Source organism: Hyphomicrobium sp. CS1GBMeth3 (assembly GCF_900117455.1).
In the GTDB taxonomy this organism is placed as follows: Bacteria; Pseudomonadota; Alphaproteobacteria; order Rhizobiales; family Hyphomicrobiaceae; genus Hyphomicrobium_C.
Map to the genome: position 1 here is coordinate 120,352 of NZ_FPHO01000002.1, position 18,079 is coordinate 138,430.

An 18,079-nucleotide genomic window follows, 5' to 3' on the forward strand; every position below is an offset into this window, starting at 1 on the left:
TTCGATGTCTGCGTCGATCTCGCATCACATACCGTCAGGTTCCTGTTTTTACCCCAGCGGGCATAAGCCTCACGCAGGATTACGCGCCTATACGATCGGCCTGATCGGCGATAGAGACTCTCCCTTGAGGGACGATGGCCCGGAAAGAGCGGCGGCTTACGCATGCGAGATCGTTATTGGCGCCAGCGCCGGGCCTCGATCCGCAAGTCGGTCGTGATTTTCGCGAAGCTGTCCAGCATTTGCAGGCCGGGCGACTCGCTCAGTCGGCAGAGGCGCACCGGCGCGTTCTCGCGCGGTCGCCACGCCACGCGCCCAGCCTGCACAACCTCGGACTGATCGCGTTCAAGAACAATGCGGCGCGGGAGGCGATCGACTACATCCGACAAAGCCTCGAGGTCGATCCCAAGCATCACCAGGCGTGGTTGAACCTCGCCCTTATGCTTGGCGAGGCGCGTCAACTCGACGAGGCGATCGCGGCCTGCCGGCAGTGTCTGGCGTTGCAGCCCGCGAATGCAAAGCCGCATGCCGTGCTCGGCGACCTGCTGCGCAAAGCCAGCAACATGGCCGACGCGGTGGCAGCCTACGCGCAATCGCTCAGGATCGCGCCGGATCAGCCGGCCGTGCTCGTGAAGATGGGCGACCTGCTCTTGCAGTCCGGCAACGCGGACGACGCGCTTGCGTGTTGCCGCCGTGCGCTGACGCTCGAGCCCGGCCAGGCCGCGGCTTCTGCTCTTGAGCGCCGCATTCTTGCGAACAGCGGGCGCGTCGAGGCCACGGTGGCCGCGATCGATGCGGAGGCGAAGGATTCGGCCGATGGTGCGCGCCGATACGACGAGCTTGGGTTGATCCTTGCCGGCGAGCAGCGCTTCGCCGAAGCCGTGCCGCTTCACCAGAAGGCGGCCGCCTTGGCGCCTAATCGGGCGGATCTTCATTTCCATTTGGCTTCCGCCCTCGATGGGGCCGGCCGCAAGCGGGACGCGCTCTCGGCCTACCAGGCGGCACTGGCGCTCGAGCCGGAGCGGGCCGACGGGTACATGAAAGTCGGGGCGCTGCTGCGAAGCATGAACCATCATGCGGCGGCCGTGACGGCGTTTCAGCAGGCGGTAAAGCTCGATCCGGCGTTTGCCGATGCGCACTACAACCTGGCTGTCACCTGCAAGAACATGGGCCGCTTTGCCGAGGCGCGGGCGGCCTTCGAGCAGGCCATTGTGTATGCGCCGGATTCGCTTCTGCATCGGGTGGAGCTCAGCAACCTCCTGCGCATGATGTGCGATTGGCAGGGGCTCGAGGTCGCGGAGCAAGAGAGCCTCGAGCTGATGCGCGCCTTGGGCAACCTCGTCTCACCGTTCCTATTGCTGCCGATGCCGGCAACGCGCGGCGATCAGCTCGAGGCGGGGCGACGCATCGGGCGCACGATGGTTGTGCCCGAGGAGTTGCGGTTCCGCGACCACCGCCCGTCTCGGCCGGGCGAGCGCATTCGCATCGGCTACCTCTCAGGTGATTTCTTCTCGCACGCGACGGCGATCTTGCTCGTCGAGGTGCTCGAGCAGACGGATCGCGAGCGGTTCGAGCTGGTCGGCTATTGCCACAGCCTCGACGACGGCAGCGAGATGCGGCGCAGGATCGTGGCCGCGTTCGACCGTTTCGTTCCGATCGGGGATCTGTCGGATCGCGACGCGGCGCAGCGGATCCATGACGATGGCATCGACATTCTGGTCGATCTCAAGGGTTACACGCGCAACGCGCGCACTGGCATCCTCGCCTATCGGCCGGCGCCGATCCAGGTCAACTATCTCGGCTATCCTGGCACGATGGGGCTCGATTGCGTTGACTACATCGTGGCGGACGCGGTTGTCGCCCCGATGGCGCATCAGGAGCACTTCTCCGAGCGCATCGTGCACCTGCCGCACTGCTATCAGCCGAACGACCGCCAGCGGGTGATCGCAGAGACCCCGGTGACGCGCGCCCAATTCGGGCTGCCGGACGATGCCTTCGTCTTCTGCTCGTTCAACAACATCTACAAGGTCGGCCCATCGCTGTTCGATGTGTGGATGCGGCTTCTGCAGCAGGTGCCGAACTCGGTGTTGTGGATTCTCGCACGTGACGATGGTTGCCGGGAGAATCTCATACGTGAAGCGGCGGCCCGCGGCGTCGATCCGGGACGGCTCGTGTTCGCGAGCCATAGCCCGGGGCCTCAGCATCTGGCGCGGCATCGGCTTGCCGACCTCTTCGTCGATTCCGTGCCGTGCAACGCACATACGACGGCGAGCGATGCGTTGTGGGCGGGGTTGCCGGTGCTGACGTGCCTTGGCGAAACGTTCGCCGGGCGCGTCGCGGCGAGCCTGCTTGCGGCGATGGATCTCGAGGAACTGATCACGGAGAGCCTCGAGGCTTACGAGCAGGCGGCGCTCGCTCTTGCTCGTGACCGGGAGCGGCTCAGTGACATACGACGCAGGATTGCCGAGCGGCGTGAGACCGGCCCACTTTTCGATTCCTCGCGCTACACGCGCAATCTCGAACGGGCCTATGAGACGATGGTGGACATCATGAGAGCAGGAGAAGCGCCGCGCGCTTTTGTCGTGGCCGAGCCGCAGCCGGATGTGGGGTCCGTCGCAGAGGCGCGGATAGCCTATGTATGTTGCCCGCTGTGCGACGGCGCCGACATCCCCTACCAGATCGAGGCCAAGGTCAGCGATCATCCGCTCTACAAGCCGGAGCTGCCGCCAACCGTGAAGTGGCGGACCTGCGAAGACTGCGGGCATGTCTTCACGGAGGGGTATCTGTCGCAGGAAGCCCGCGACGTCGTGCTCGCGTCGGTTCCGCCGCATCAGCAGGTCGGCGCCGATGCTGCGGCGGGCAGGGCGTCCGCGGCGCGTGTCGTCGAACGCATCGCGCGCCATGCGCCGGCTGGGGAGTGGCTCGACGTTGGCGTCGGCACGGGTGCCTTGCTGTTCACGGCGGCCGAGTGGGGCTATGACGTCGTCGGCGCCGATCCGCGCATCGACAGCGTCGAGATGCTGCTGAAGCTCGGCTACAAGGGCGTCTGGAACGATATCCTCGATCTCGACTGGACGGACCGCTTCAGCGTTGTGAGCATGGTCGGCTCGCTCGATCAAGCAGCGTTTCCGCGGCAGTCACTTGCGGCGGCGCGGCGACTGCTACGCAGCGGCGGGGTGCTGTTCGTCGCTGGGGCGAACATGGATACGATCGTGTGGCGCATCCTCGACGCGTCGGGCGCCAATCCCTATTGGGGCGAAATCGAGCATAGCCACATCTTCACGCGGGCGCGGCTGGCGAAGCTGCTCGAATCGGAAGGTTTCAAGATAATGGACTACACGGTGGGCGACTGCGGGCCGAGCGCGATGGAAATCATTGCGGTCAAGCGCTGATACGCAGACGCGCGTTTACGCGGCGTCGGCGACCTTCTGCAGCGTGGCCGTATCGATGATGCGCAATCCGGACGGCGTCTCGCGTACGGCGCCTTCCTTCTTCAGGAGAAGAAGCGCCGCACCGAGCTTCTCGATGCTCATGTTGAGCTGCTCGGCGACGAAGCCCGCCGTGATGTCGTCGGAGATCTCTCTGGGATCGCGTCCCTCGGGCGTGTTCATGGCGGACAGCGCGAGCAGGAAGTTCGCGACGCGTGCCGCGGCCGGGACGTGTCCTGGACCGCTCAGCGACTTGTCGCGAAGGTGCTCGAACTCGCGCTCGACCGCGGACGCGAGCCGGAAGGAAAGACGATCGTCCCGATCACTCGCGGACTCGAACTCCTCGTCGGAGACAAGGCTTACGACGGTGTCCACCATCGCCTGTGCGGTGCTGACGTGATAGCTCAGGTGGCCGAGGCCAACGATGTCGCCGGGAAACGCGAACTCGATGACGTCATGGCGCCCGTCGGACCACAGCATGTAATGGCAGAGAGCGCCGCTCTCGATGCGATAGAGCGTGCGCCGATCTCCAGGCTGAAAAAGCGTGGCGCCGGTCGCGACGTTCTGGAGCACAAGGCCGGCGTCTGGAGATGCGAAAAACGGTTTCCCGTTTTGGGTTCCGGCGTGCTCAAAATTTTCGGGCTGGCAAACAATCGCCATAACGCATTACTCCGAAAAGGTGCCCTGATGTAGTTTTCCTTCTTGTCGTAATCAAGTCATATTTTTATTAGCGACCAATGACTAAGGGGTGGTTTCTAACCCTAGAACTATGCGCAAGCTCGTCTGTTCCCTGGGGAACTCTCGAATGTGTCGATGCGACGATTTCGATCAGTGTGAAGATGGTCGCAGGATGCGCCCTTCTCGTCCGAAACACTGCCGATGAACGCTGTTTGTCCACGGATTTCTCCGCAGACGCAACGTGCCTGCTGCTTCGTCAGATCGTAAAAGGTCAGCGTTTCTAAATCGTAAGCGGTCAGAGCCCGGTTGTCATAGGTGCCCTAGGGAAAATGCCGGGGGTTGTCCGAAATCGGCTCTGGCTTTGTGGTCAGCATCACCTGCAGACAAGCACCGGAACCGAGCTGCTGGTCAGAACCTTCGTTGCCTGGCTGCCGAGCAGGATGCGCATCAGGCCGCGTCGGCCGTGCGAGGCCATCACGATCAGGTCGCAGGCGTGTTTCTCCGCCGCCTCGATGATGCCCTCGGCCGGGAACTGATCCCGCACGTGCTGGGTCGCGCAAGGGACGCCCGCTGCCTTGGCCTCGTCGGCGACGGCAGCCAAAATCTTGTTGGCGTTGACGGCGACGCTTTCCTCGTACTCCGTGATCGGGAAGGCCATGGCAACTTCGCCCGGCGCAACCGCGGCCCACGGCTCGGTGACGGTGATAGCCGTCACTTTGGCTCCCAGGGCTTTGGCGATCTCCAGTCCTTGGGCCACCGCCTTGTGGGCGAGCTCCGAGCCGTCCGTCGCAATCAGGATATGCTTGAACATGCGCTGCCGTCCTCCTCGATTGGAGATAAATTTAGACCATCAGGCATGCGACGTCCGTTGATACCGATCAACGGTGGTTGGGGCTTGCGGGTGCCGTTGATTTTCGCTTAAGCGAGGTTGCTCTTGGCGCCTGGGTCGGGTAGATGAACGCAGCGCGCGGGCGGGAGGCTTTCCGGCCCTCGTGACGGTGCCGCTGTCAAACAGCCTAAGGCGCTAAAATCAAAGCATATTCTAGGTTCGCTGCCGTAGCTCAGTGGTAGAGCACTCCCTTGGTAAGGGAGAGGTCGCAAGTTCAATCCTCGCCGGCAGCACCAGAATCCCCCTTACAATCAGGTTCCTCGGTCGACCGCGGCTCTCGCAGAAAAAACCCGGGGCGTGGAGAGGCGCCCCGGCTTGGGTTTGCCCGTGCGTGGGCCGGGCTTGGAAATTCTCGAGATGTTGCCCGTCAGCGGGCGGCGAGCTTCTTCTCGATGGCAGATTTCGGAACCTCGCCGGCGGCGACGAGGGCGTTGATGCAACGGGAGGAGAGGTTCTTGCCGACGGCGCGCATGCACTTGCGCACGCCGGGGCTGTCGGGGTCGTGCTGGCTGCAGTGGGCGTAGTAGTCGGAGGCGCAGGCCATCTTGACCGAGAGGCTGACGGCGCCGGCCTCGGTGGCAACGGCGGTGGCACACAAGGCTGCGGTGGCTGCGAGGATGGTGCGGATCGGGGTCATGGCTCTCTCCATCAATCTGGGCACGACGCCAGGGGTGATGGAGAGGAGGATGACCGATCGCGCACCGTGCCGCTGTTCCGGGCGGAACGGCCTTCAGGCTTCTCGATTTTTTTCGCGCTTTTGGCGGTGCAGGTCGGGATCGACTAGGCTCGCTCGTCTTTCAGATAGCGACAGCAGGGAGCGCCGCACGTGAAATACGCAATCCTTTGTTACCACGCAGAAGACGTCGTTTGTGCCTGGAGCCGCGAGCACGACGAGGCGGTCATGGCCAAACTCGAAGCCGTGCTCGAGCGGCATGCCAAGGTCGGCCGGCTCGGCCCCGTGGCGCGGCTCATGCCGACCACTGCCGCAACCTCAGTGCGCCGCGATGGCGAGCCCGCCTTTGTCATCGACGGGCCATTCGCGGAAACCAAGGAACAGTTGCTCGGCTTTTACGTGGTCGATTGTGCGACCCTCGAGGAGGCGCTCGAGATCGCGCGTGAGCTTTCGGAAGCCAATCCCGGCGGCGCGCATGAGGTGCGGCCCATCGGCTATTTCATTGATTGGAGTGTGCCCAAGTGACGGACCTCTCCTGGCTCGACGCGGCGATTGCCGGGGCGCGACCGCAGGCGATGGCGGCCCTGCTCCGCTATTTCCGTGACCTCGACCGAGCAGAGGAGGCGTTCCAGGAGGCGTCCCTTCGGGCCCTCAAGAACTGGCCGCAAAACGGCCCCCCGCGCGATCCTGCTGCGTGGCTGATCATGGTTGGGCGCAATGTGGCGCTCGATGCCATTCGACGCGAGAAAAAGTCGGAGTCGTTGCCCGAGGACGATGCGGGGATGTCGGACCTCGACGATGCGGAAGGGGCGCTGGTCGATCGGCTGGATGATGCGCACTATCGCGATGATATCCTGCGGCTCCTGTTTACCTGCTGTCACCCGGACCTGCCGAGCACGCAGCAGATCGCGCTGGCACTGCGTGTCGTGTCGGGCCTGACGGTCGCCGAGATCGCCAAGGCCTTCCTGGTCAGCGAGGCGGCCATGGAGCAGCGCATCACGCGCGCCAAGCGGCGCATCGCGGAAGCTGGCGTGCCGTTCGAGACGCCAGGCCCTATCGAGCGCAGCCAGCGGCTCGGCACGGTCGCGGCCATGATCTACCTCTTGTTCAACGAGGGGTACTCGGCGAGCGGGGGTGAAGCGCACGTGCGCGTCGGCCTTTGCGAGGAGGCCATACGACTGGCGCGGCTGTTGCTGCGGCTTTTCCCGGCTGAGCCCGAGATGCTGGGTTTCACGGCGCTGCTTCTATTCCAGCATGCCCGGGCGGACGCGCGCCTCGACGCGAACGAGGCAATCGTGCTGCTCGAGGACCAGGACCGCCGCCGGTGGAACCACGCGATGATTGCAGAAGGTGAAGCGCTGCTCGACAAGGCGATGCGCCACCGCCGGCCAGGCCCTTATCAGGTGCAGGCGGCAATCGCGGCCCTGCACTCCACGGCTCCGAGCTACGCAGATACCGACTGGGTGGAGATCGACGTGCTTTATGCGACGCTCGAGCAAATGCAGCCGTCGCCTGTGGTGACGCTCAATCGGGCGGTGGCGGTCAGCAAGGTTGCTGGTCCGGACGCGGCGCTCGCGATGATCGAGCCGCTGGCGGGAAAGCTTTCGGGGTACTTTCATTTCTTCGGCCTCAAGGGGGCCCTGCTCGGCCAGCTCGGGCGCGCGCGGGAAGCACGTGAAGCTTACGACCGGGCGATTGCGCTGGCGCGCACGCCGCAAGAGGCCGCCCATATCCGCCTGCACCTCGACCGGCTGGCGGCAGATGCCAAGCCTGACACGCGGGTGCGAAGCAAGGCGCCCTAGCCAGAGGATTTTTCGCAGCCGGATGTCGGCTTCGGTCTTTCTCGCACGTCCTTCGTTCAGCTGTCGCGCAAATGCTGGAGGTCATCATGTGGAAGGCGCTATCGCGAAGGTCGCTCATCTGTTCGTCTGTATGACCGCTTGATCGGCGCGGACTTCGAGGTGGGGCTCGCCGCTCTCAGAGCCAAGTGGAGGGGGCCCGGGGCGGGCCAGCCCAATCATAAATGACTGGATCAAGGGAGGACCCCATGACGAAAGTTCTTTTGCTCGTCGGCACAAAGAAGGGCCTTTTCATCGTCGAGAGCGACGCGGCGCGGCGCGGTTTGGAGATCAAAGGGCCGTTCTGCGAAACCTGGCCCATCCAGCATGCGATTGCGGATCCTGCGACGGGGGCGATCTACGCCGCGGGCGGGAACGCCTGGTTCGGGCCGGCGGTCTGGAAATCAACCGACCACGGCGAGACCTGGACGCATTCGAGCGCGGGGCTCAGCTATGGCGAGGGTAAGGATCCGGTCACGAACGCCTGGAGTCTTGCCGCGACGGCGAATGGTCTTTACGCGGGCGTCGAGCCCGCCGGGCTGTTCAAAAGCACCGATGGCGGCGAGACGTGGTCTCACGTGGCGGGGCTCAGGGCGCACCCTTCGTGCGAGCATTGGCAGCCGGGCGGCGGCGGTCTCATCCTGCACAGCATCGTGTCGCATCCCGATGACACCAAGCGGATCTGGGTCGGCATCTCGTCGGCCGGGGTGTTTCACACGGACGACGGTGGCGAGACTTGGGAGCCGCGCAACCGCGGCACGCGCGCCGATTTCAATCCGGAGGACCAGCGCTACCCCGAGTTCGGTCAATGCGTGCACAATATCGTTCTGGCGCAGGGCAGCTCCGAGCGTCTCTATCAACAGAACCATTGCGGCATGTACCGCAGCGACGACGGTGGCCGTGAGTGGATAAGCATCGAGGCGGGTTTGCCGTCGTCGTTCGGCTTTCCGGCGGCCGTGCATCCGCGCGACGCCGACACGCTTTACCTGTTGCCGCTCAACGGAGACATTCAGGGGCGCTTCATGCCGGACGCCAAGGCGGCGGTCTGGCGGACGCGGGATGGCGGCGCGTCCTGGACGGCGCTGCGCAACGGTTTGCCGCAAAAGGATGCCTATTTCGGCGTGCTCCGGCAGGCGCTGGCAACGGATCGACTGGAGCCTGCGGGTGTTTATTTCGGCACCGGAGGCGGCGCGCTGTTTGCCAGTGCCGACGAAGGAGAGAGCTGGTCCTGCCTTGCGCAGCACCTGCCGGCCATCTCGTCGGTGGAGACGATGGTCGTAGAGGCGTAACGGAGACGCTTTGGGTATGCCTCGCGTTGAAGGGATCACCATGAGCGAGAGCGCGATCGAGAGTGCAGGAGGGCCCGGCAACGTATCGGTGCTGCTTCCGCGCGCGCTGCTGGCGCTGTTTCCCGATGCGGAGCGTGAGGTGCGGCTCGATGCGCGCACCGTTGGGGATGCTATCGCCGCGCTCGATGCGCGCTGGCCGGGCATGCGCGACCGGCTTTGCGATTCAACGCCGCAGGTACGGCGACACATCAATATCGTGGTCGATGGGCGTCGCGCCACTCTCGATACGCCCCTCAGAGATGGCATCAGGGTCTATGTGCTGACAGCGATCTCAGGAGGGTAGGCGCAAAGCCAACTCGAGGCCCCAGGCCGGAATGGTCCTGGGGCCTCGAGGTACGCTCCGCCAGCCGGGGGTGCTCAGCTCCGGCTGGCGGAAGCTCGTTTGAGGCTCCGATCTTCCGCGAGATCGAACCTTACTCGGCGGGGCTCGCCGTGAAGCTGCCGATGATCGCCTTGTGGTGCTTAGCCTCCATGGCGACCTGCCAAACAAAGAAAAGAACGACAAAGCCGATCGTAACCAGCGTAAGCGGCACTTCAAGGCCAGCGAAAGGATAGACGGTCGTCACTTCGGTGAGCTTGCTGAGAGATGTGATGCCGGTCGACATGATGTGCTCTCCTTTCAAAGAAGACAGAAAAAGATCTGGATGTTGATGAGCCGGGGTTATGCGCCCCGGCTCACGAGCGTTGTGGTCACTTAGGCTTTGGCTTCCTTGCGGGACATTGCTTCGAAGGCAGCCTCAGCGCCGGACAGGTTCGGGTATGTCGACTTCGAATGATCGCCGTCGAGGCCGGTGAGCTCAACCTTCGGGTCGACCCGGAGAAGGCCGAAGCCCTTGAGGATCGCCGAGATCACATAGCCCGGGATGAAGCCGAAGCCGATGGCGAACATCAGCGTGCCGAGGATGTTGCCCATCGGCGTGATGATCGGCATGCCCTCGGCGTTGGCACCGAACCAACCGGCACCCTCGGACAGGGCGACCAGCGTGCCTTCGCTCGGGTTTATGGCCGGATAGCCCCACAGTACGAAGCCGGCAACGACGCCACCGAAGATGCCGCAGTAGCCGTGGACCGCCACAGCGCCGACCGCGTCATCCAACTTGAACTTCTTCTCAACCCAGTTGTGCAGCAAGTAGCCGACGATGGTGCCGGCGACAGCGATCAAAAGAGCCATGAAGGGGTGGTAGAGGTCGTTACCAGAGCTGGCGCTGATGAGGCCCGTCAGACCGCCCGAGAACGTCCAGAAGGCATTGCCGCCGGAGATCATGTAGGCCGTCATCATGCCGCCCAGCAGGGCCAGAAGGAAGTTGAGAGTGACGCCCGATAGCGTGATCGGGAAGCCGTAGATATTGGTAGCGGTCCAATACTCGGGCTGGCCCTCGCCGGCGATGTTCACGATCGGGATGTGGCAGGCGGCATAAAAGCCGAAGAAGCCGACATAGATCAGGAACAGGCCGATGGTGACCATCCAGGGATTATGGGCCGGGATCTCGCGCGGCTCACCGTCGGGACCGAACTTGCCGATGCGCGGCCCGAGGTTGATCAGAACGCCGAGTGCGACGAAGCCTGACACGCTGTGCAGGATCGCAGAGCAGTACTGGTCATGATAGCCCATGTACTGGGCCATCCAGCCATTTCCGGCCCAGGCCCACGCAGCCGGAACGACCCAGGCGACGGCGCCTGCGTAAACCGCGATGATGAGGAATCCTGCCGTCTTCGACCGCTCGATGATGGAGCCCGAGACGATCGAAGCGGCCGTCATCGCGAAGAGCATGAACGCTCCCATGAAGACGCCCGAGATGCGATCGCCAAGGTTCGGTGCAAGCGTTTGCGACCAGGGCTCGAAACCTGTTGCGAAGCTCACCTCACTCGAGCCGACCGGCCATGCCTGGAGGGCGATGTAAATCCACATGCCGAAAAGGTAAAATGCGAGGCCGACCACCGGGATCGCCATCGCGTTCTTGAGGAGCGTGTGCTGCACGTTCTTGGTGCGGGCGACGCCGACCTCGTACATGCAGAACCCGATGTGGATGAAGAACATCAACACGATGCAGAAGAAGAAGTAGAACTCTGTGAACAGCGTGGTCATCGCTGTCGCTTGATCAGTCATATAAATCTCCCCTTGCCACTCGCTGCGTAGCGTCAGCCCCGCAAGCCCCGTGCCACGTCGGAGCCAACGGCCACCGACGCGCCACGCCGTTTCCCTAGAGGCAACTCTTGTGCCAGAGGTGAAAGGCAGCGTATTGAAAGTGTTTATTGGGAGTTAAGCGACGCCAGGAGCGCGCGTTTCGCCAACCTGGTTCGCTTTGGTCGACGGGGCAGAGGGGAAAGTACATCGGTCGTTGCTGCGCAAATCGCAGGCGTGCGGCCTGTAAAATGGGCAATTTGACCGTCTGCTGAACAGGAGAGCATTCCGGGGATGAAGGTATTGGTTTTGCAGCATTTGGGTGTCGAGCATCCGGGCGTGTTCCGCGATTTTCTGCGCGAGGATGGGGTCGCGTGGCACACGGTCGAGCTCGACCAGGGTGAGCCGATCCCCGATCTCGAAGCCTTCGACGTGATGATGGTGATGGGTGGTCCTCAGGACGTCTGGCAGGAGGACCTCTTTCCCTGGCTCGCGCCGGAAAAGGCGGCGATCCGCCGGTTCGTCGCCGAGCTCGGGCGTCCGTATCTCGGTCTCTGCCTCGGCCATCAGCTCTTGGCGGACGCGCTGGGTGGGCATGTTGCGCCTGGCGCGCGGCCCGAGGTCGGCGCGCTCACGATCTCGCTCACGGAGGAGGGGCGCCGCGATCCGGTGCTCGCTGGCGTTCCCGATCCGCTCGAGGTGCTGCAGTGGCATGGTGCGGAGGTCAAGGCGCTGCCCGACGGCGCGGTGCATCTTGCGCGTTCCGACGTTTGCGAGTTCCAGGCGTTCCGCATCGGCGAGCGCGCCTACGGGCTGCAATGTCATGTGGAGGCGACGGGCAATACGGTCGCGGATTGGGCTGCGATCCCCGAGTATGCGCAGGCGCTCGAGGCGACGCTTGGCGCGGGAAGCGTGGACCGGCTCGCAACGGACGTTGCTGATCGGTTGCCAGCCTACACGAGCGTTGCGCGAACGCTTTACACGAACTTCAAGGCGCTCATCTAGCGAAGCGAGCAGAGACTGCGATGGACAAGCTCGAGGCCATGAACGTGCTGACAAAGGTGGTGTCAACGGGCAGTTTCGCCGAGGCGGCGCGACGGCTCGGCGTCACACGCAGCGCGATCAGCAAGGCCATCACGCAGCTCGAGCAGGAACTCGGCGCGCGGCTTCTGGACCGGACGACGCGGCGCGTCACGCCGACGGAAGCCGGGCTTGCTTACTACGAGCGCTGCCTCGCGATCCTGGCGCAGATCGCCGAGACGGAAGCGCAGATTTCGCGCCTGCACGACGAGCCCAAGGGTCTACTCAAGGTGAATGCGCCGATGTCATTCGGTACGCTCTATCTCGGTCAGGCCGTGGCGGATTTCATGGACCGCTACCGCGAGCTCAGGGTGGAGCTGATCCTGACGGATCGCATGATCGACCCGCTCGAGGAGGGCGTCGACGTGACGGTGCGCATCGGGGCGATGGTGGATTCGAGCCTGATCGCGCGGCGCATCTCCACGGCGCGTGTGCTCTTGGTGGCGGGCCCGGAGTATATCGCCCGGCACGGCGCGCCCGAGGTGCCGGCCGACCTTGCCACGCACAAGTGCCTGCACTATGGACACTCGACGACCGTGCCACGCTGGCAGCTTACGGAGGACGGCGCGCCGTTCTCGGTGCCGATCGCGGCGTGTCTCTGCTCCAACAACGGCGATACGCTGCGCGATGCGGCGCTTAAAGGTATTGGCATCGCGCGGCTGCCGAGCTTCATTGTGGGTGCAGATATCGCGGCCGGGCGGCTGGTTTCGGTCCTTGAAAAGTATCCGGCGCAGGATTTGACGATCCACGCGCTCTACGCGCCGAACCGCTTCTTGGCCGCGAAGTCGCGCGTCTTCATCGACTTCCTCGTGGAGCGGTTCGGGCGACCGGCGTGGGAGCGCTTCGACGCGGTCAAGGCCGCGTCTTAGTCTCTGGCTTCGGTCTAAGGCGTTGCGGGCGGGCTGCCGGGCATGCCTGGTATCGGAGGCATTCCAGGTGGCATGCCGGGACCGGGGGCTGCCTGTGGCCCATCCTGCGTTTCGGCCGCGATGTCCTCAAGCAGATCGGCCTGCTTCTTGAGCATGGTGTCGGCCTTCGAGGGGATGACCTCGAACTCCCAGCCGTCGGTGCGGGCGCGGATGTCGTCTGCGACTTTCTTTGCGTCGCCTTCGCCGGACGGCTCGACCATGATCCAGACGGCGTCCTTGTCGCGGCGCACGTTGAGCGCGATCTTGAGCTTGTCGTCGGTCTCGAACGTCACTGTGCCGGCCTTGCCGCCGGTGCTGCCGGTTGCTTTGCGCACGCGCTCGAAATCCAGGAACGAGGCGGCCTCGACGATGTTGTCGACCAGGTTGACGTACTTGATCTTCTTGCCGGCCGGGATGCTCTCCAGCTCGTGGCTGCCGCCGTCGACGCGCTTAAGCTTGTAGGGCGGCTCACCCTCGACGGCGACGGTCAGGCTCGCAATCTTCTCGGTCTGGGTCTCGAAGGCCCGAGGGTTCACCCAATCCTTGAGCGCGGCTCCGCCTTGAATGCTCGTGCTTGCGAGCCAGCTCTGCTCCTCGCCGGGGCGGCGCACGTAGGTGGCCGCGGCGGCGGCTGCGCCGGTGCTCGTGACATTGCCGGGACGCTGCTTGCCGGCGATCACCTCGGCGATCGTCTTGCCGCCCGCGTCCTCGAGCTTGATCAGGCGGGCGTTCGATGTCTTGCCGGCGGGGTCGTCTACTTCCAGCAGCGTGTAGCGCTCGGCGAGGCGCGTCTTGGGCTCGAGCAACGAAGCTTCAGTCAGGGAAATCAGGAGTGCGCGCACCTTCTCGGCGCTGGCCGGATAACCGTTTTGGCTCTCGACTTTCCACGCGTCGCCCTCTTTCTTGAGCGCCACGCTCGTGCCGCCCTGGGTGACGGCGATGCGCGCGACGTTTGCGGCCTCGGAGGCCAGGCCCGGCAGGAGCTTGCCGGCGTTTGACGTCTCAGCCGTCCACGGGCTGCGCATGGCGTGGACGACGACGGCGGCCGCGAGCGATGCGGCGGCAACGGTTGCCAGTGTGGCGAACTGCTTCGGGGTCATCGGGTCATCTCCAGCTCGTCACGAGTTCCGCGGTGCGCGGCGCGAGCGCCAGAGCGTCCAGCCGACGCCGCCGGCCGCGATCAGAAGCGGTACAAGCGCGATGTTGGCGAACTTCAGCCAGCCGTCGAGGCTATCGATGCTCTGGCTCAGCGCGAGTTTGACCTGGCGCAGCTCACGGCGGGTTTCGATCATCTGACGCGTGAAGCCTTCAATGGCGGCACGCTCCTGATCCGAGACGACGACGTTGCCGCCGCTTGCGCCTGCGTTTTGCAGCTTTTCGAGCTCCTGCTCGACAGACTTCAGCTTGGCGGTCAGCGCCTCCTCCTTCTCGCGGAACTGGCGCTCGGCGTCGCGGCGCAGGTCCTCGACGAGAGTGAAGGTGCGCTCCTTGATGCCGCGGCCGCGCAGTGCGATCAGCGCGTCGCTGCCCGAGAGGTTCTCGAGCGCACCCACGATGAAGGACGCGTTGCTGGCCGTCGGTATCACGAATTCCTGGCCCATCATCTGCTGGCTCTGAACCCAGAAGCGATCGGCGAGGATGTCGGTATCAGCAATGACGATGGCGTTGACGCGGCCGGATGCGACGTGTCCGGGCGCAAGCTTAGGCGATGCGGCGGGCTTGGCTTCTTCTTTCTTGCCATCCGTGACCGCGTTGGCGTCGTACTTCTTCTCCTCGGGCTTGCTGTCGTCTGCTGGAGCGACGCCGTTGGGGAAGGTCGTCTCGACATCGCCCGAGATGCGAGCGGCGAGCAGCAGGGGCTTGCCACCCGGTTTGTAGGTGCGCAGCAGCGCGACGGGGTCGGCCGTCATGCCGACCTGGCTCGTGTCGACCTCCATGGCCTCGTTTGAGGTGGTGATGATCGGCGTCACCGTCGTCTTGGCGCCGGCCTCGGGCGTCAGGACGCCGGCGGAGGCGAGGTTCAAGCTGTCGATGCCGCTCGAGAGCACGTCGCGCTGGTCGACGGCCGACTTATCGAGCGCGAGCCAGGCGACGAATTCCGTCACCATGCCCTGGTCACCACGACCGAACTGCACGCGACGCGCGTAGCGGATGTCGGCCGCGGTTTTCTTGGCATCGAAGTCGAGGCCCCAGGACTTCAGAAGCTTGGCGAGCTCTGCTCGGCCTTCTCCCTGTTTGGCCATCAGCTCGAACTGGGCGCTTTCGGACATCGGGTCGATCAGGACGAGGAGCTTGCCGCCCTTCAGAGCGTACTGGTCGATGGCGTAGGCAGCTTCAGGCGTGAGCTGCGTCGGCTGGGCGACGAGCAGCACGTCGATGCGGGACGGGATCTCCTTCACCGTCTGGTCGATGGTCTCGATGTCGAAGAACTCGCGGATCTGGTTCATGATCAGCCACGGCGGAGTCTGCTGCTGCGTCATCGGGTTCTGCCCGCCGTCGAGGGGCAACGAGGTCATGAGGCCGACGATGCGCTTCTTCGGGTTCGACAGCGTGTGGACGAGCTTGGTGATGTCGTACTCGACGAAGTTCTCGCGGTCCGGCGAGAAGAAGCCGATCACCTCGCTGTTGTCGGTGGAGTTCTGAGCGAAGAGCCCGAAGTAGCCCATCTCGCCTTCGGCGTTGAGACGACGGCCGCTGAGCCCCGAGGCGACGGCCTGGTCCTCGGCGTCGGAGAACGGCTCGGGGTCGAGGATCTCCAGCTCGAGCTTGCCGCCGGAGATGCGCTGGAAGTCCTCGAGCATGGTGCGGATGCGGTCGAAGTAGCGCTGGTAGGACGGGGCGATCTCGCCGAGCTTCTTCGAGAAGTAGAGGCGGGCCTTGATTGGCTCGTCGATTGACTTCAGCACCGTCACCGAGCCTGGCGAGATCGTGTAGAGCTTGTCCTCGGTGAGGTCGGCTTTCCAGTTGCTCAGCGTCTCGGAGGCGATGAGGTTGATGGACAGCAGGGTCATGGCCGCGAGTGCGAGGCCGCCCCAGGCGAGGCGTGCCGGCGACAGCCGCGAGGCGTAGTCGACAAGACCGGCGAAGGTCGAGGCGAGGCGGGAGCGCTCAGGAGGCGTGTTCTCTGTGTTGGTGTCAGTCATCGGCGCGGACCTCAGGCGGATTTCTTCTGGCTGACGGCAATCGCGTTGGCGAACAGCGCGAAGGCGATCAGCGAGACGAAGAAGATGATGGAATCGAGCCCGACCACACCGCGCGTGATCTGCTCGTAGTGATTGAGGAAGCTCAGGCTGGCTATGGCGTCGGCCACGAAGGAGGGTGCCCAGACGCGCAGCGTGTTCTGCACCAGCTCCATGCCGCTGGTCACGAGCAGGAAGCAGACCGTCGCCGAGAGAATGAAGGCGATGACCTGGTTCTTGGTCAGGGCCGAGATGAAGGCGCCGATGGCCAAGAACGCGCCGGCGAGCAGGAAGCTCGCGAGATAGCTCGTGACGATGACGCCATTGTCGGGATCGCCGAGCACGTTGACCGTGATCCAGATCGGGACCGTCAAGATCAGCGCGAGGCCGATGAAGGCCCAGGCGGCGGCGAACTTGCCGAGGATGGCTTCCGTCGGCGAAACGGGCAGCGTCATCAGCAACTCGATGGTGCCGCTCTTGCGCTCCTCGGCCCAGAGCCGCATGGCGACGGCTGGAACGAGCAGCAGGTAGAGCCACGGATGATAGGCGAAGAAGGAATCGAGATTTGCCTGTCCGCGCTGGAAGAAGCCGCCGATGTAGAAGGCGAAGGCGCCGGTGGCGGCGACGAATATGGTAAGGAACACGGCGGCGAGGGGCGTCGCGAAATAGGCGGCGAACTCGCGCTTGGCGATGATGTAGGCGGTTTTCAGCGTGTCGCGCATGGGTCCTGTCTCACATCCTCAAGCCTGGGCCGACATGGTGATCTCGCGGAAGACGTCGTCGAGCTTGCCGCGTTCGACATAGATCTCCTCGACCGGCAGGCTCTCGCGGCGCAACAGCTCGCCGACGGCCTTGGCAGCGGCGGGCGCATCCTTCGGCAGCGCGCGCAGGCGAACGTGCCCATTGGCTTTGTCGGCCGTCTCGACGCCGGCTATCTCCGCGAGCGTGCCGAGGGCCGCAGAGACGCGGGCGGCGTCCGCTTCCGGTACACGGATCGAGATGGAGCCATGATTGCGGGCGCGGCGTAAGAGATCCTCCGCCGTGCCGTCGGCGACGATGCGGCCGCGGTTGATGATCACGGCGCGCGTGCAGACGGCTTCCACCTCCTCAAGGATGTGGGTCGAGACGATGATCGCCTTGGTGGAGGCCATCTCGCGGATGAGCTCGCGCACGTGATGCTTCTGGTTGGGATCGAGACCGTCGGTGGGCTCGTCCATGATCAGCACGGCCGGATCGTGCAGGATGGCCTGTGCGAGGCCGACGCGGCGCTTGTAGCCCTTGGACAGCGTCTCGATGCGCTGGTCGATCACCGAGCCGAGGCCGGCTCGTGAAATGGCGGCCGAGACGCGGGCCTTGATGTCGCTTTTCTCGTAGCCGCGTATCTCGGCGATGAAAGAGAGAAACGCGCCCGGTGTCATGTCGCCGTAAGCTGGGGCCCCTTCGGGCAGATAGCCAAGCTTGGCCTTGGCGGCCTTGGGGTTCGTCTGAACGTCGGCGCCGCAGACGGTTGCCGACCCCGCATCGGGTTCGAGGAAGCCCGTGATCATCTTCATGGTGGTGGATTTGCCGGCGCCGTTCGGACCGAGGAATCCGAGCACCTCGCCCTTGCGGACGGAAAGCGAAATCCCGTCGACGGCCGTTATGGCGCCGAACGTTTTGTGCAGGTCCTTTGCCTCAATGAGCGCTGACATCATTCAAGTCTCCCCTCCCGCGCCGACATCGATGTGCCGTCGTCGTCTATTGGCGGACGCCGGATATCCGAAGTCCGCTGTCGTGGCGTGTTGCCGGCGGCGCCGCATGGGGCGGGCGCCAGAGTCCGACGGTGCGCGCGGTGCGATTATCCGTGCGCGAAAATAATTCGATGTCTGTGTGATTCAAGAGGGGAAAGTACTGAAAACGCTGACCTTAAGAAAGTTTCATATTCGTACGGATGAGCCC

16 protein-coding genes and 1 tRNA gene are annotated in these 18,079 nt (G+C 64.2%); 8 read left to right on the plus strand and 9 right to left on the minus strand.

Features of this window, described 5'->3' with window-relative positions:
* The first annotated feature begins 176 nt into the window (after positions 1-176).
* On the plus strand, positions 177-3,389 hold the full coding sequence (locus tag CS1GBM3_RS00665; RefSeq protein WP_072390007.1) for an O-linked N-acetylglucosamine transferase family protein: 3,213 nt from the start codon (positions 177-179) through the stop codon (positions 3,387-3,389).
* 15 nt (positions 3,390-3,404) lie between these two features.
* Here CS1GBM3_RS00665 and CS1GBM3_RS00670 read toward each other — a convergent pair whose 3' ends face one another.
* Both CS1GBM3_RS00670 and CS1GBM3_RS00675 read right to left on the minus strand, forming a co-directional pair.
* A complete protein-coding gene (locus tag CS1GBM3_RS00670) occupies positions 3,405-3,998 on the minus strand; it encodes a Crp/Fnr family transcriptional regulator (RefSeq protein WP_171946400.1) in 594 nt (197 codons plus the stop codon).
* A 478-nt stretch (positions 3,999-4,476) separates the two neighbouring features.
* Complete coding sequence (locus CS1GBM3_RS00675) at positions 4,477-4,914, minus strand: universal stress protein (protein WP_072390012.1); 438 nt, start codon at positions 4,912-4,914, stop codon at positions 4,477-4,479.
* A 239-nt stretch (positions 4,915-5,153) separates the two neighbouring features.
* On the opposite strand from CS1GBM3_RS00675, the gene CS1GBM3_RS00680 reads away from it, so the two are divergent.
* Positions 5,154-5,228: transfer RNA gene (locus tag CS1GBM3_RS00680), tRNA-Thr, on the plus strand.
* A 131-nt stretch (positions 5,229-5,359) separates the two neighbouring features.
* Here the strand turns inward: CS1GBM3_RS00680 and CS1GBM3_RS00685 are convergent.
* Positions 5,360-5,629 carry a hypothetical protein gene (locus tag CS1GBM3_RS00685; RefSeq protein WP_083566926.1) on the minus strand — a complete coding sequence of 90 codons (270 nt, stop codon included), beginning with the start codon at positions 5,627-5,629 and terminating at the stop codon, positions 5,360-5,362.
* 189 nt (positions 5,630-5,818) lie between these two features.
* Between CS1GBM3_RS00685 and CS1GBM3_RS00690 the strand changes: the two genes are divergently transcribed.
* The 4 genes from CS1GBM3_RS00690 to CS1GBM3_RS00705 all read left to right on the plus strand — a co-directional run bounded on the left by CS1GBM3_RS00690 (position 5,819) and on the right by CS1GBM3_RS00705 (position 9,135).
* Complete coding sequence (locus CS1GBM3_RS00690; protein WP_072390018.1) at positions 5,819-6,190, plus strand: YciI family protein; 372 nt, start codon at positions 5,819-5,821, stop codon at positions 6,188-6,190.
* Positions 6,187-7,467, plus strand: a complete 1,281-nt coding sequence (locus tag CS1GBM3_RS00695; protein WP_072390020.1) for an RNA polymerase sigma factor — start codon at positions 6,187-6,189, stop codon at positions 7,465-7,467. Before CS1GBM3_RS00690 ends, CS1GBM3_RS00695 begins: the two co-directional genes overlap by 4 nt.
* 245 nt (positions 7,468-7,712) lie before the next feature.
* Positions 7,713-8,792 (plus strand): WD40/YVTN/BNR-like repeat-containing protein, encoded by a 1,080-nt coding sequence (locus CS1GBM3_RS00700; RefSeq protein WP_072390023.1) that lies wholly within the window; start codon positions 7,713-7,715, stop codon positions 8,790-8,792.
* Between the two features lie 40 nt (positions 8,793-8,832).
* A complete protein-coding gene (locus tag CS1GBM3_RS00705; protein ID WP_072393383.1) occupies positions 8,833-9,135 on the plus strand; it encodes a MoaD/ThiS family protein in 303 nt (100 codons plus the stop codon).
* A 130-nt stretch (positions 9,136-9,265) separates the two neighbouring features.
* Here the strand turns inward: CS1GBM3_RS00705 and CS1GBM3_RS00710 are convergent, their stop codons facing one another.
* Positions 9,266-9,457, minus strand: a complete 192-nt coding sequence (locus CS1GBM3_RS00710) for a hypothetical protein (protein WP_072390026.1) — start codon at positions 9,455-9,457, stop codon at positions 9,266-9,268.
* A gap of 89 nt (positions 9,458-9,546) precedes the next feature.
* A complete protein-coding gene (locus tag CS1GBM3_RS00715; RefSeq protein WP_072390029.1) occupies positions 9,547-10,959 on the minus strand; it encodes an ammonium transporter in 1,413 nt (470 codons plus the stop codon).
* A 309-nt stretch (positions 10,960-11,268) separates the two neighbouring features.
* On the opposite strand from CS1GBM3_RS00715, the gene CS1GBM3_RS00720 reads away from it, so the two are divergent.
* The gene (locus CS1GBM3_RS00720) at positions 11,269-11,979 is read left to right on the plus strand and encodes a type 1 glutamine amidotransferase (protein ID WP_072390032.1); all 711 of its coding nucleotides are present in this window, start codon (positions 11,269-11,271) and stop codon (positions 11,977-11,979) included.
* A 20-nt stretch (positions 11,980-11,999) separates the two neighbouring features.
* Positions 12,000-12,923 (plus strand): LysR family transcriptional regulator, encoded by a 924-nt coding sequence (locus tag CS1GBM3_RS00725; RefSeq protein WP_072390035.1) that lies wholly within the window; start codon positions 12,000-12,002, stop codon positions 12,921-12,923.
* A 14-nt stretch (positions 12,924-12,937) separates the two neighbouring features.
* Here the strand turns inward: CS1GBM3_RS00725 and CS1GBM3_RS00730 are convergent, their stop codons facing one another.
* From CS1GBM3_RS00730 to CS1GBM3_RS00745, 4 genes are read right to left on the minus strand one after another with little or no spacing between them, the layout of a single operon-like run.
* Positions 12,938-14,062 (minus strand): DUF4340 domain-containing protein, encoded by a 1,125-nt coding sequence (locus CS1GBM3_RS00730; RefSeq protein ID WP_072390038.1) that lies wholly within the window; start codon positions 14,060-14,062, stop codon positions 12,938-12,940.
* Between the two features lie 18 nt (positions 14,063-14,080).
* Complete coding sequence (locus CS1GBM3_RS00735; protein WP_072390041.1) at positions 14,081-16,105, minus strand: GldG family protein; 2,025 nt, start codon at positions 16,103-16,105, stop codon at positions 14,081-14,083.
* A gap of 11 nt (positions 16,106-16,116) precedes the next feature.
* Positions 16,117-16,863, minus strand: coding sequence for an ABC transporter permease (locus CS1GBM3_RS00740; RefSeq protein WP_083566927.1), 747 nt, complete (start codon positions 16,861-16,863; stop codon positions 16,117-16,119).
* Positions 16,864-16,881: 18 nt separating this feature from the next.
* Positions 16,882-17,835 carry an ABC transporter ATP-binding protein gene (locus CS1GBM3_RS00745; RefSeq protein WP_244534511.1) on the minus strand — a complete coding sequence of 318 codons (954 nt, stop codon included), beginning with the start codon at positions 17,833-17,835 and terminating at the stop codon, positions 16,882-16,884.
* Positions 17,836-18,079 lie beyond the last annotated feature (244 nt).

What these genes read in the sequence shown, in the direction of transcription:
- CS1GBM3_RS00715 (WP_072390029.1), bottom strand. Translation starts at nt 10,959, where the DNA reads ATGACTGATCAAGCGACAGCGATGACCACGCTGTTCACAGAGTTCTAC.
- CS1GBM3_RS00700 (WP_072390023.1), top strand. Translation starts at nt 7,713, where the DNA reads ATGACGAAAGTTCTTTTGCTCGTCGGCACAAAGAAGGGCCTTTTCATC.
- CS1GBM3_RS00740 (WP_083566927.1), bottom strand. Translation starts at nt 16,863, where the DNA reads ATGCGCGACACGCTGAAAACCGCCTACATCATCGCCAAGCGCGAGTTC.
- CS1GBM3_RS00735 (WP_072390041.1), bottom strand. Translation starts at nt 16,105, where the DNA reads ATGACTGACACCAACACAGAGAACACGCCTCCTGAGCGCTCCCGCCTC.
- CS1GBM3_RS00725 (WP_072390035.1), top strand. Translation starts at nt 12,000, where the DNA reads ATGGACAAGCTCGAGGCCATGAACGTGCTGACAAAGGTGGTGTCAACG.
- CS1GBM3_RS00720 (WP_072390032.1), top strand. Translation starts at nt 11,269, where the DNA reads ATGAAGGTATTGGTTTTGCAGCATTTGGGTGTCGAGCATCCGGGCGTG.
- CS1GBM3_RS00745 (WP_244534511.1), bottom strand. Translation starts at nt 17,835, where the DNA reads ATGATGTCAGCGCTCATTGAGGCAAAGGACCTGCACAAAACGTTCGGC.
- CS1GBM3_RS00685 (WP_083566926.1), bottom strand. Translation starts at nt 5,629, where the DNA reads ATGACCCCGATCCGCACCATCCTCGCAGCCACCGCAGCCTTGTGTGCC.
- CS1GBM3_RS00730 (WP_072390038.1), bottom strand. Translation starts at nt 14,062, where the DNA reads ATGACCCCGAAGCAGTTCGCCACACTGGCAACCGTTGCCGCCGCATCG.
- CS1GBM3_RS00705 (WP_072393383.1), top strand. Translation starts at nt 8,833, where the DNA reads ATGAGCGAGAGCGCGATCGAGAGTGCAGGAGGGCCCGGCAACGTATCG.
- CS1GBM3_RS00710 (WP_072390026.1), bottom strand. Translation starts at nt 9,457, where the DNA reads ATGTCGACCGGCATCACATCTCTCAGCAAGCTCACCGAAGTGACGACC.
- CS1GBM3_RS00675 (WP_072390012.1), bottom strand. Translation starts at nt 4,914, where the DNA reads ATGTTCAAGCATATCCTGATTGCGACGGACGGCTCGGAGCTCGCCCAC.